Source organism: Dellaglioa kimchii, assembly GCF_046115505.1.
In the GTDB taxonomy this organism is placed as follows: domain Bacteria; phylum Bacillota; class Bacilli; order Lactobacillales; family Lactobacillaceae; genus Dellaglioa; species Dellaglioa kimchii.
The window spans coordinates 1,384,343-1,397,945 of record NZ_CP170736.1 but is presented as its reverse complement, the minus strand read 5'-3'; the positions used below and the strand labels follow the sequence as shown (position 1 = coordinate 1,397,945).

Annotated in this window: 7 protein-coding genes; 2 read left to right on the top strand and 5 right to left on the bottom strand. The window is 35.4% G+C overall.

The window, feature by feature from the left end; translation table 11 throughout:
* Positions 1 to 3: 3 nt before the first annotated feature.
* From ACE83Q_RS06830 to ACE83Q_RS06810, 5 genes are all read right to left on the bottom strand, one after another.
* Complete coding sequence (locus ACE83Q_RS06830) at positions 4 to 807, bottom strand: PTS mannose/fructose/sorbose transporter subunit IIC (RefSeq protein ID WP_409021993.1); 804 nt, start codon at positions 805 to 807, stop codon at positions 4 to 6.
* A gap of 38 nt (positions 808 to 845) precedes the next feature.
* The gene (locus ACE83Q_RS06825; protein WP_409021992.1) at positions 846 to 1,829 is read right to left on the bottom strand and encodes a mannose/fructose/sorbose PTS transporter subunit IIA; all 984 of its coding nucleotides are present in this window, start codon (positions 1,827 to 1,829) and stop codon (positions 846 to 848) included.
* 491 nt (positions 1,830 to 2,320) lie between these two features.
* Positions 2,321 to 6,061, bottom strand: a complete 3,741-nt coding sequence (addA, locus tag ACE83Q_RS06820) for a helicase-exonuclease AddAB subunit AddA (protein ID WP_409021991.1) — start codon at positions 6,059 to 6,061, stop codon at positions 2,321 to 2,323.
* Positions 6,054 to 9,623, bottom strand: a complete 3,570-nt coding sequence (locus ACE83Q_RS06815; RefSeq protein WP_409021989.1) for a PD-(D/E)XK nuclease family protein — start codon at positions 9,621 to 9,623, stop codon at positions 6,054 to 6,056. The genes addA and ACE83Q_RS06815 overlap by 8 nt, the downstream gene beginning before the upstream one ends.
* Before the next feature lie 137 nt (positions 9,624 to 9,760).
* Positions 9,761 to 10,729, bottom strand: a complete 969-nt coding sequence (locus tag ACE83Q_RS06810) for a ribose-phosphate diphosphokinase (protein ID WP_409021987.1) — start codon at positions 10,727 to 10,729, stop codon at positions 9,761 to 9,763.
* Between the two features lie 198 nt (positions 10,730 to 10,927).
* Between ACE83Q_RS06810 and ACE83Q_RS06805 the strand changes: the two genes are divergently transcribed.
* Both ACE83Q_RS06805 and ACE83Q_RS06800 read left to right on the top strand, forming a co-directional pair.
* On the top strand, positions 10,928 to 12,289 hold the full coding sequence (locus ACE83Q_RS06805; protein WP_409021986.1) for a hemolysin family protein: 1,362 nt from the start codon (positions 10,928 to 10,930) through the stop codon (positions 12,287 to 12,289).
* 35 nt (positions 12,290 to 12,324) lie between these two features.
* Positions 12,325 to 13,407, top strand: a complete 1,083-nt coding sequence (locus ACE83Q_RS06800; protein ID WP_409021985.1) for an LCP family protein — start codon at positions 12,325 to 12,327, stop codon at positions 13,405 to 13,407.
* Positions 13,408 to 13,603 lie beyond the last annotated feature (196 nt).

Below are 13,603 nucleotides of genomic sequence, written 5' to 3'. Positions count from 1 at the left end.
AGTTTAATAATCGTTTAGAATTTCGCCAAGTGGATCACCGGTATTATTGCCACCGCCGCCATTTGATGAACCACCCATTTTTGAAAGGTTCAAGTAAATAAGAGCAAGAGCAACACCGATAGCACCAATAGCGATCAATGTTAATTGAGTAATAGCTGCGACTACGAAACCAAGAATAAAGAATGGCCATACTTCTTTTGTAGCCATCATGTTAATAACAAGTGCATAACCAACGGCAACAACCATACCACCACCAATAGCCATACCATCTGTTAACCATGCAGGCATTGATTCAAGGAAACCTTTAACTGTTTCAGCTGGAATAAAGAGTAATGCTCCGGCTGGGATAGCAATACGGATACCTTGCATACAAATAGCAAGAACATGCCATACTTCTAACTTACGGATATTACCTTGTTCTGCTGCTGCATCCATTGCATGAACAATAGGAACAGCAAGTGTACGAACAACCATTGTTAAGAATAATCCGGCAACGGCAAGGGGAACAGCAATAGCGATAGCTGATCCAACACCTTTAGTCCCTTGTCCACCTAATACTAAAATAATTGCTGATGCAACTGAAGCAAGTGCAGCATCGGGTGCAATAGCTGCCCCAACATTAGCCCAACCAAGTGCGATCATTTGAAGTGTACCACCTAAAACAATTCCGGCGGTTAAATTACCGGTTACTAACCCGATTAATGTACATGCCACTAGTGGTTGATGGAATTGGAATTCATCTAAAATTCCACCCATACCAGCTAGAAAGGCAATAATTACTACTAAAATCATTGATATAGCTGACATAATAAGCCTCCTAAATTAATTTTCTTTTATTGTGTTATTTAAGCTTTTGCTAATTCACTCTTAGCTTTTTTAAGAATGTTAGCCATACTATCTTTTGAATCGTTAGGTACTTTACGGACATCAAATTTAACACCCTTATCTTCTAATTTTTCAAAAGTATCAACATCGTCTTGTCCCATTGATAATACGTTGTTAACAACTACTTTTCCAACTGAATGAGCCATTGAACCAAGGTTAACTTCGTCAAATTTCATTCCGCCTTCAATTGCTGTTAGCACATCTTGTGGACTTTCAAAAAGAAGCAATGCTCTCATCCCACCAAAACGAGGGTCTTTTGAAACTTCAATCATCTTAGCAATTGGCACAACATGTGCAATAATACCAGGTGGTGAAGCTTGTTCAATTAAGTTTTTACGAAGTGTATCCTTAGCAACATTATCAGAAACAACGATAATACGATCAGGCTTAACTGATTTAGACCATGATGTCGCAACTTGTCCATGCAATAAACGTGAATCAATACGTGTTAAGACGTATTTAATTTTTCCATCACCGATTACAGTTCCTTCAGGAATTGAACCAGTAGGTTTGTTTGTTGCAACAACAGCTGCTTCTTTTGGTGCTAAATCTTCTGGCTTAATCTTAACGCCACCCTTTGCTTCACTTAGAATACTTGCAGCAATTTCTTGTGCAGAATCCATTGACAAGCGTGCTGCATAGGCTTCAATTAACATTGGTAAGTTTAAACCTGTAACAATTGCCCATTTATCTTTATGAGCGTCAAGCAAACCGTTTGCTTGATTAAATGGTGATCCACCCCATAAATCAACTAAGAATAAGACTTCTTCAGGATCATCAAAAGTAGCAATTGCTGCTTCAAGATGAGCTTTTAAATCGTCTGGTCCTTCGTTTGGCATGAAAGTTACAGCTTGAACATTTTCTTGTTCACCAAAAATCATTGAACCGGATTGCATGATGCCTTCGGAAAATTTACCGTGACTTGCAATTACAATTCCAACCATTTTAAAACCTCCTAAATTTTTATCAGATTACTGTAAGAACTCTGGAAAAACGCTTACATTTATAATATAAAAACGCGCAAAAATTATTTCAAAAACAACTTAAGCATTTTGCTTTTGTTCCTAGGCAATCCAATTTAATTTTAAAATGTTACGAAATACTCAAAAATAATATCGTTTCCATAACGTCTATGTTGTTAAGTATAGCACAACGATTACGAATTACTATTAAAAAAATCAATTTGTATTCGCTTACAATCATACCATTTAATCGTATGGATATTAGTTATCCACCTACATGATGGGTTTTTTAACGTTTCCATTGCTTGTTTCATTTAACGGAATTCTATCTATACCAATTTATAAAAAAAGTTTTGTTATATACAATACTATTATATTTTTTAACATAAAGTGGTATCAGAATTGCTTAAAATATCTTCCTTTTATTTTTACTGATTAAAAAAAGACCTCATTAAAATGAGATCTTCAAATTCTTAAACTTCAACAACTTGATTAATAGACAGTAGGTATAAGTATTTATGCGCAACTTTCAATCCAGTCATATTCCCTAATGCTTCACCATATAAGTTCAATTGGCCACGATAACGTGCTGTCAATTTTTCGATTTCTTCTATTGTATTGTCTTTAGAAACTTTTTCAGTTTTATAATCAAATACCACCAACATATTATCTTTTACAAAATAACCATCGATAATCCCATGAATCAAAACTTTTTCCTTATTTGACTCAACATTTTGAAATAGCTCATTGGCTGGTAGTAACATTGAAAATGGGGATTCACGTTGTACCCCGTTACCTACAGTTAAAATTTCTTTACCTAAATCGGTTTGAAAGAAATTGGCAATGTGTTGTCCATTAATTAATGCAGCAACCTCTTTAGTGACTACTTTTGCCTTCACTAATTGCTCAATCTTAGCTTGGATTACCGCTAAAGTAATCTCACTAGTTAAATCTAATTCTTGTAAAATGAGATGCGTTGCACTCCCAATATCACTTCCCGTTGGTGTTGCAACCCCCTGCATAAATTTCGGTACAGCAAGTTCGCTTGTAACGTATCGATTCCCTTGCCCTTCAATACTCAACTGATTCATTTCGCGATTAGCTGGATCATCGAATAGACGTTTTACTTCCGATACAGCTTGGTACGCAGTTGTTTTAGTTAAATTATCAAATGGATACTGAAAATTTAAGACTTGATCAATTTGATTAACATCAATATCATCAAACGTTTCAGGCATCTCACCTGTGGTTGTTTCTAACCAATCCGTCTCAGAGACTTCTTCGCTCGTTTTACTCATCTGGTTAAGATCTGTTCTTTGATAAAATTTAACACTAAATTGCGTTTCATCGTCACTTAATAGTAATGATGATGTTGCTGGATCCAACAATAGCGACTTATCAAAAGCAGGATGACGAACTAGTGCCATACCAATCCAATCCATGAAATTTTTAATGCCACTTCGAGCTGTTGCATTTAAAACTAGTTGTTGGCTTTGAAATGCCTTTTGCCAATGATTAATTGCCGTTTTTTTATTTGTGTAAGCACCCACAATAAATAATCGTTGTTCCGCACGCGTTAAGGCTACGTACAATAATCGCATCTCTTCAGCTTCTGATTTTGCAATGGCAGCTGATTTCACAATTGTTTTTTGTAACGTATCTTCCATCGTCCGATTTTCAGGATTTAAATAGGTTATTCCTAATCCAGCCTGATCATCAATTAAATAAGGTTTTCGCATTGCCATTTGATTAAACTGGTGTGTCGCATCAACCAGGAAGACCATTGGGAATTCAAGTCCCTTACTACCATGAATTGTCATGACTGACACTGCATTTGCAACGTTTTGTACAGGTGCTTCAGCTAAATCCTTATCGCGTTCCTGCATTTTTTCAATGAAGCGTACAAACTGGAATAAACCTTTAAAACTACTATTTTCGTAAGCGTGAGCTCGGTTATACAACGCATGTAAATTGGCTTGACGCTGACTTCCAGCTGGCATCCCTCCGACATAATCAAGAAATCCAGTATCCTGATAAATCTGCCAAATTAAAGTCGCTATCTGGTTCTCATGTGCGATTTCACGGAAGCCTGAAAGTTGTGTTAAGAAACGTTCAATTTTATTATAAAGCGTTTTGGCGAAACTACTTGCTTTAAACGTATCAAAATTTTGATAAAAAGTTAAAACCGCTTGATAGTAATCATCTGTTCGGTTACCAATCCGTAAATAGGCTAGCTGATTTTCATCTAATCCAACAATTGGCGATCGTAGGACACTTACTAATGGAATATCTTGATAGGGATTATCAATAATTCGTAATAATGACATCATAATTCTGATTTCAGTTGTTTGGAAATAGCTCTCCGCATCATTTACAACAACTGGGATACCCATTTTTTTAAATTGATCAATAATTACCAAATTATTTTTACGCGTTGGGACTAGTAATGCAATATCTCGGTATTCAACAGGTCGTTTTTCTGATTTGTCACGGTCAAAAATTTCTGTTTCATCTGCGATTAACGCTTGAATTTGTTGACCAATTAAAGCAATCTGGCCTTCAGATTTACCATCAATTTCAAACTGATCATTCGTTGCCTCACTATCATCATCCGGTCTATCTGCAGACTCAGGTTCATCAGATTCGTAAATCAATACTTCTGCTTTTTGCTCAATATCTGGGTAGTAACTTGCCCCAAAAACCAATTTAGCATCATTATCATAGGCCATTTGTCCAACGTTTTCATCCATGATCTGGGTAAAAATTAGGTTAGTCACATCCGTTACATTCTTTACAGAACGGAAATTCTCAGCTAAGATAATTCGATTTCCATTACTATCAGTTTCTTTATATGCTTGATATTTACTTAAAAACAAACTAGGATCGGCCAGTCTAAAACCATATATTGACTGTTTTACATCCCCCACCATAAACATATTACCGGGATTAGTCGTTGTTACCCTTGTCAAAATAGCTTCTTGTAATTGATTAGTATCCTGATACTCATCTACCAGAACTTCTTCATATTTTGCTTGTAGGGCAACTTGTGTTTGCTCAGAAGATTCAGAATCACTCGCTAAAATGTCCAGTGCTAAATGCTCCAAATCATTAAAATCAAGTATATGTCTCTGACGTTTTTCTTTGGTGAAGGCCTCACTAAATAAGCCAATTACACTGACTAATTTTTCAATTAATTTCTTTGATTCTATCATGATATGCAGTGTTTCTGTTTCATTTAAAACAAAAAATTGTTCTGATAAGTTAGCTAAACGTTTTTTTATTCCAGCTTTTAATTCTTTAATTTGATCCTTAGCAACAGCTTGGTCATCCTCTAAATTTTTAGCTGGCACACTAGGCGCACGTTTCAATTCGTACCCACGAATATTATCGCGAATTTGATTCCAAGAACCATCATTTTCAACAGATTGGATAACAGCTAACAACATCTGACTTTCTTCTTCAGTCACTGCTTGATGTTTCTCTAACCCAAATTGAATTGATAGCTCTAGAGCCGTTTTTAAATCGGCCTGGATTTGCGTTAAATTGGCTTGAACTAATGGCTTAATGCTCTTTTGGTAGAACGAACTACTGATTAAATTATCGCCAACATCATAAGTTGCCGCTAAACTAGCCAACCAACCGGTAGGATCTGGTTTTGAACTCGCAAATGTAAATAGACTAAAAACTAACTCAGATAAACCATCATCATTTCGATCATTTGAAAAATTTTGCGTTAATCTCTCAAAATCGATATCGTCTTTGGCATATAACATTTCTCGTACGTCTTCCCAGACACTTTCTCTTAATAAAGCCGCCTCGGTCACATCTGTTAACATTCTAAAAACGGGGTCTAAATCAATCACGTAATAGTAGCGTTTAATTAATTGAAGACAAAATGCATCAAATGTACTAATATTTGCGACTGGCAAGCGCATTAATTGATCCATTAAATGTTGTTTTTGCTCATGATTATCTGCTTCATTGATTGCCTTTTGAAGTGCCACCTGAATCCGTTGACGCATTTCTTTAGCTGCAGCATCTGTAAACGTAACAACTAATAAGTCATCAATAGCCGTTCCCGTTAATATTTTTTGAATGACACGTTCAACTAAAACTCGTGTTTTACCTGAACCGGCAGAAGCTGACACAAGAATATTGGTCCCACTTTCATCGATAGCACGTTGTTGATTTGGTGTAAACGTAAACTTACTCATTACTGTCTGCCTCCCCGTCTATAATCCATTTTTCAATTTCTTCCCAGCTTAATTTACTAATTTCATGGTAATTATTTTCGGGTAACATCGCATCAAATTGGAATATTGATTTATATGGTGAGTATTGTAGGGCTGTTTTTTTAGCATTCCATCTAGCCGGACTTAAATCGATTATCCCTGCGAAAATATCTGTTGCCGCATCAATAATTAATTGTTTATTGTGTACCAACAAGAAATCTAAATCTGATTGTGAAATTAATTTTTTTGAACGAGCTGATGGTGATGTGAACCCTTTTTTCGTTTTTCTAAAGGGATAAATTAATGAAAATCCTGTTGATTCATCTTCAAAATCGGTATCTAAATGACTCAGTAACTGCTCATCTTCCAATAATAGCCCATCCATTTGGTTTGCTTTTAACAACGTATTATCCAATCCTTTTTTCTGTACATCTTCAATTTTTAGCTTAGGATTTTGTAAGTGCATGTAAACCGCACCAGCTGCCGAAGTTTTCAGGCCAGTATTTGGTGCAATTGCCTCTGCATTCTCAATTAATGCTTGCAAGTAAGTTAACATTTGCATTGATAATCCATAGAAAGCATCACTAAAATCAAACTTTCGAATCCCTGATTTGTAATCAACGATTCCAAGATATTGTTTTGAATCAACCTTCATATAATCAATTCGATCAATTTTACCACGCACTTTAACTGAACGGCCGCCTGGTAACTTATACGCTAAGGCTTTCAATCCTGACTCAGCACCAACATGACCAAATAAGACTTCTGTTTTTAGTGGCTTCATCTTTGTTTGTTGCCCCTGTTGCCACATAGCATGTGTCACTTGTTTTAATAGAAGACTTAATTGTTTAGCAATATAGCCCATTCGGCTTGAACTACCTAGGATTTGGAACTGAGGTAACTCGCGCATATCTTTTAAAATTACATTCAGATACTCATCTAGTTGTGCTTTAGGTACATTGGCATAGACTTGATTTGATTCAGTCACAACTTTCATCAACTCATCCAACCCCATATGGAAAAATTCACCCGTACTTGCAGGGGATAACTCGAAAATGTCTCGTTCTTTCAATTTCAACCCATATTGTAAAAAATATTCAAATGGATTGCGATAGAAAGTTTCTAATTTTGAAATCGAAGTATTCATTTGTGTTCCATATAAATCAGTTATAATTTCCGGTGTTAACTTAACAGGTATATTTTTATACGCTAAACTTCCTAATAATTGTTTCGTTAACGGTCCCATTTCTGGGTCAGCCGACAATTGACGTAACACATACAACCAAGGACTAGGCATGGGGACTGAAGTTGTTTTGGCAAGTCGACTAGCAACCACCAATGATGATAATGTACTACGTTTTGTTCCGATAAAATCTAGGACTGATTGTTCTGTTAATTCAGGATTAGCAGCTAAGTGTTGAACGGATAAATTGAAGTGTTCTTTAATCATCATTAAATAAGGCGATGGATTTAAATTTTTTTCACCATCGTTGCCACTTGGATATGAAAAAATCAATTGTTCGCGTGGCCCTAAAAAACCGAGATAATTCAAAAAGGGTTCAGCTGCCATTTGACTAATAGCCGAATCGGCTAAATATTGATCTTCAGTTAATTGGTTAGCCATTTGTGCTCGATCATCATCTGTTAATAATTGTGTCTGACTAACTTGTTCTGGCATCACCATATCAGTTGATCCAATCATAAAGGTAATCTTTCGGTTGTTCATTTGAACCATCCCTGATTCAGAAATAACGACCTGATCTAATGTTGATGGCACTTGTGAGTAACTTGCACCTTCAAACCCCGCTTGAATCAAAGCCATGAAGTCAGCGGCATTGAACGTTTTAGTTCCCAACGTTTCAACATATTCATCTAACATGCCAACAAACGTTTGCCAAGTTTGTTCTGGTTCTTCTGATTGTGATATATTTCCAGCAGCTAAATAACGATCTCGCCAACTTAACAAACGTTGTGTCACACCCTGTTCAACAAGGAACTGATAAATTAGCTTTGCCCCTTCTTCACCGGTTGTCGCCTGATCTAATTGATTGAAAAATACCGGTAAAATATCTTTAACAAAATGTCTTATTTGATTAATTTGTGCTGTGATATTTTGGTCCTTATCCGTCTGTTGCTCATCTGCATCCGTAAAATCGAACCGGTAGAACGTCCAATCATCTTCACGTAGCCACTGAGAACCAGAAAAACCGTATTTTAAAACCATATTTTCCGTTAAATCGACAGCACTACGGTACTGTTCAATTGGCATAGTATGATTTTCTATTTGTGGTATTAATAATTCAGTTTTTAATAAGCGCATCATTGCGCCATATTGATAATGCTTTTCTTTCACCTCAAATAACGCTGCCAGTAACTCGACTAAAGGATGATCTGCCATTGCGTGTTGTAAATCGTTAAAATAGGGTATTTGAAATTCTTTAAAAACTGGCGGAATAACCGTTTCGTAGCTATCTAAGTGTCGCGTTAAAATCATAAAATCTCGATAACGATACCCCTTAGTTGCAACTAACTGGCGGATTTTTGTTGCCACTTGTCGAATTTCAATATATCGACTATCGGCTTCAAAAAGTTGAATAGAATCTGAATTTTTTAGTACTTCTGATTTTGTTTTAACTAACCGTCTAGAATCAATCCAAAAATCTTCCAAACGAGATAAGTCGGGATTCTGATTAACTTTAGTTTCAGCATAACTATCCGTTAACACTGGAATCTGAGCTTGATGTGCTTTTTCAATCAAATTAACATACATACGACTTGATTTATAAAATAAGTCAGATTTTTCAGCAACTTCATGTGCATTGCCTTTATCTAAGACTAAGCCAATTGTGATTTGTTTGGCACCTTTAATCAGTGCATTCACAAGTTCCTGCTCTTGTGCTGTAAATTGAGAAAAATGGTCAATATAAAAATAACTCGTCTTCAAAACGTCATCTGTTAAATAACGACTTAGTTCTGCTAATAAATCATTATTTTCAATATATCGGTCTGCCATCGCTGCATCAAACGCACGATAGATAATTTGTAAATCATGTAATTTAGCACCTAAATCCCCAGTTGTTGGGAAAGATTCTGCAATCTGAGTTAAATCATCAACTGTCACACAACCAACTTTTAGTTCTTTAAGCTGGCTGACTAGTTGTGAGATAAAACCAGTTTGGGTTCTTTCACCACGAAATATTGTTAATTCATCTTCATGTTCTGAAATTAATTGATAAACTAACATATTTAATCCAGATTGGGATAAACGAGGAATCTGATAATAGGGCGTATTCTTCAAAAAGAACCAAGCTAATCGAGTAAACGAAAAGACTTGAACGTTCGATTGTGCAAAAATATTTTGTTCGACAAGTTTGTCTTTACCTAATGCTTCAAGGATACTAACTTCTGCTTCGAACTTAATATGATTGGGAACAAGATAAAAAAAAGATGCCGTTGAATCCGTTATTTGCGCTGCTTTCAATTGTGCAACAAGGCTTGCTTGATGGTCTTTACTAGCTTTTCCTAAGACAAATTTTAAACTCATTTTAACTCCCCTTTTCATACCGCTAACTCGTTATCATTACCTAATAATATACCATATTTAGCTGTTATATTTTTTCAGAACACATAAAAACCGCTGGCCAAATCACAAAGGTGATTTAACCAGCGGTTTATTTTAATTTAATCTTTTTCTGTAAATAATTTATCAACTGAGCGGTTCTTATGAATTAAATCAATTGCTTGTCCAAATAGATCTGCAACTGATAAGCGCACAAGTTTATCAAGCTTGTTAGCTTCTGGAACAACGATACTATCTGTTACAATCACTTGTTTAATGTTGTCATCAGATAAAGCTTCAATCGCACCTTTTGACATCACAGCATGTGTTGCACAAGCATAGATATCTGTTGCACCAGCAGCTTTAAGTGCACGTGCTGCATCAGTCATCATTGTTCCGGTATCAATCATATCATCAATAATGATACAACGACGTCCTTTTACATCACCAATAATTGATGTTGCCGCAATATTATCAGCAAAATCAGATCCACGTTTATCAACAATAGCGATTTGTGCTTTAAGCTTTTCAGCCATATTACGAGCACCTTTAACACTATTATGATCAGGTGAAATCACAACAACATCATCTGTAATCCCATTTTCAATGAAGTATTTAGCTTGAATTTCTAATGAAACTAAATGATCAACTGGAATATTAAAGAACCCTTGTAATTGAGCAGCATGTAAATCAAGTGTAATTACACGAGAAACACCGGCTAATTGAATAAAGTTTGCAACTAACTTAGCTGTAATAGGCTCGCGTGAACGTGCCTTACGATCTGAACGTGCATAACCATAATAAGGCATTACAACGTTAATTGTACCAGCACTTGCACGACGTAACGCATCAACCATAATCAAAAGTTCCATTAAATTTTCATTTACTGGATTTGAGATTGATTGGATAACATAAACATCTGCGCCACGAATACTTTCATCAATGTTGATTTGAATTTCGCCATCACTGAAATGTTTCACGGATGCTGTAGAAAGACTAGTATTTAAAACCTTAGCCACCTTCTCCGCTAATTCAACGTTAGAATTAAGTGCAAATAATTTTAATTGACCTTTTGCGAATTGACCCGACATGATAGCCTCCGTTATTAATCTGTATTTTTTCTTTATAGTTCTATTATAATGAATTTACACTTAAATTACTATCCTATAAGTAAAAAGTTTAAGATTATCTGAATTGTTCCTTCAGACTAAACGACAATCCTTATGTTTAATGGTAAAATAGAAAGATACGAACTTAAAAATATAACTTAATTATGGGGGACACAAAAATTGTCTAGCGGTACAGTTATCATCAATTTGATTGTTATCTTTGTGACATTATTTGCAGCAGCATTCTTCGTTGCCGCAGAATTTGCACTTGTCCAAGCACGTCCAAGTGCCATCGAAGCTGATATCGAAGCAGGTATTGGGAATCGAAAAAAACAAGAAAGAGCATTAAAAATGCTTAACCATTTGAATGAGTACCTTTCAACAACACAGGTTGGTGTCAGTGTTGCTGGTATTATTCTGGGTTGGGTTGGTGAAAAAACCATTGAATTTTTACTTGTAGATGTGCTTAAACTATTCCATTTTGCTTCTGAATCAGGATTAAACATTATTGGCGCAATTATTGGGGTTTTAATCCTTACTTACGTTGAAGTGGTTTACACAGAAATTGTGCCTAAAAACTTAAGTATCGATATGCCCGTTCAAGTTTTAATGGTTGTTATAACACCATTACGCTACTTTCATCTTGCCTTTTACCCATTAGTTTGGTTATTAAACAACTCAGCAACACGTGTTGCTAAAATGATTGGTATCACGCCAACTGATGAAAATAGTGAGGTCTTTACTCAAAAAGAAATTTTATCTTTATCTCAAAATGCCGTTTCAGGTGGTGAATTAGATAGAGATGATTATGTCTATATGCAACGTGCCTTTGATTTAAATGACAAAATTGCTAAAGATATTATGGTCGATCGAACAAGTCTTTACGTAGTAGATATTACAGATACTGTGCACGACGTCGTTAAAGATTATTTACATCAGGGTTATAGCCGTTTTCCAGTAGTTGCTAACAATGATAAAGATAAAATTCTTGGTTACGTCTATATCTACGATTTAGTTAGACAAGCTGAGATTGATGATACTGTCTTAATTAGTAAACTACTTAGAACAATTATTACAGTACCAGAAACAACACCTATTAGAACATTATTAAGCCAAATGATTAGTAAACAAACACCTATCGTTGTTGTACTTGATGAATACGGCGGAACCAGTGGTATTGTAACGGATAAAGACATTTACGAAGAATTATTTGGAACGGTTAAAGATGAAATTGATGACGTTTCAAGTGAATACATTATCAAAAATGATGATGGCTCATATAATATTAGTGGTAAAACAACTTTATATGATTTCGAACGCTTCTTTAAATTTAAAAATAAAGCGATGAAAGCATCTGAAAGTGTTACGTTAGCAGGCTTCATTCTCGAAAATCATAAAGTTAAATTAAACGATGTCATCAAATTTGATGCTTTCGAATTTAAGATTATTGAGTTTAAACGTAACTATATTGATTGGTTTAATGTTAAACATACGCCTACTCAGGTAGAAGCAATTGAAGAAAAATCAACTGATAAGAAATAATTCAGTCATTACTAATTGGAGGGAATTTTATATTTATGCCTACTCGTAGAGAACTATATCAGCAGGAATCAATGACAGATTCCACTTCTAATCCAAGTAAAAATAGTCACTCATCATTGCCCAAAAATGGTAAGAAAAGACCAAATAAAAAACGACGTCGTTTAATTCTTCTTTTATTACTCTTACTTTTGGTTGGTGGCGGTATTTATGCATACAGAGCTTACGCAAATGCTAAAAAAACAGCTGACTCAATTTATACGCCGACAAAGGTTGCCAAAGCTAGAAACGTTTCTTCAGTCTTAAAATCAGGCTATCCAATCTCAATTCTCCTTTTAGGAACCGATGATGGTGCATTAGGTCGTGCAAAAGTTGGCGGTCGAACAGATACCTTAATTGTCGCAACTTTAAATCCTAAAACGGAATCAATGACGTTAGTCAGTTTACCTCGAGATGCAGAAGTTGCGGTTTCTGGTTATGAATCAGAATTCCCAAGTAAATTAAATTCTGCCTATGCTTATGGTGGTCCTGCTTCTGCTGTTAAAACAGTCGAGAAGTATTTGAACGTCCCTATTGATTTCTATGCAACCATTAATATGGGTGGCCTCGAAACATTAGTTAATGCGGTTGGTGGCGTTGATGTCACCCCACCACTATCGTTCACCTATCAAGGTGCACACTTTAAAAAAGGCGTTAAAACTCATATTAATGGCGCAGATGCATTATCTTATGCTCGAATGCGTCATGAGGATCCACTGGGCGATTATGGCCGTCAAAAACGTCAACGTCAGATTATCATGTCCGTGGCCTTACAAAGTACAAATTTACAAAACTTATTAAGTCAAAAATTCTTAGACACGATGTCTTCTCAATTGAAAACAGATTTATCATTTGATGATTTAGTGACTCTAGGAACTAGTTATCGTGTTGCCACGCATCATTCAAAATCTGACCATTTACAAGGAACTGGAACCATGATTAACGGTGAAGCTTTTGAAGTTGCTGATACACCTGAGAAACAACGTATTACCGATAAACTTAGATCTGCCTTAGATTTAGTTAAAGCAGAAACGGGCAATACTTTGTTACCAAATTCAACAATTAATACAACTCGAAAATAATGACTCTATACACTAATCGCATCATCAAGAAGACAACTTCTGATGATGCTTTTTTAGTTATATTGATTAAATTTCATATAGTAAATAGATGTCTTAAAAAAATTTATTTTATTCATACATTTCATTTGTAAACGGTACCATAAAGTGTAATAATAGATGGTACAAGATACTTTGTTATTTAAATGAAAGTGGGGAT

What these genes read in the sequence shown, in the direction of transcription:
- ACE83Q_RS06810 (WP_409021987.1), bottom strand. Translation starts at nt 10,729, where the DNA reads ATGTCGGGTCAATTCGCAAAAGGTCAATTAAAATTATTTGCACTTAAT.
- ACE83Q_RS06825 (WP_409021992.1), bottom strand. Translation starts at nt 1,829, where the DNA reads ATGGTTGGAATTGTAATTGCAAGTCACGGTAAATTTTCCGAAGGCATC.
- ACE83Q_RS06800 (WP_409021985.1), top strand. Translation starts at nt 12,325, where the DNA reads ATGCCTACTCGTAGAGAACTATATCAGCAGGAATCAATGACAGATTCC.
- addA (WP_409021991.1), bottom strand. Translation starts at nt 6,061, where the DNA reads ATGAGTAAGTTTACGTTTACACCAAATCAACAACGTGCTATCGATGAA.
- ACE83Q_RS06815 (WP_409021989.1), bottom strand. Translation starts at nt 9,623, where the DNA reads ATGAGTTTAAAATTTGTCTTAGGAAAAGCTAGTAAAGACCATCAAGCA.
- ACE83Q_RS06830 (WP_409021993.1), bottom strand. Translation starts at nt 807, where the DNA reads ATGTCAGCTATATCAATGATTTTAGTAGTAATTATTGCCTTTCTAGCT.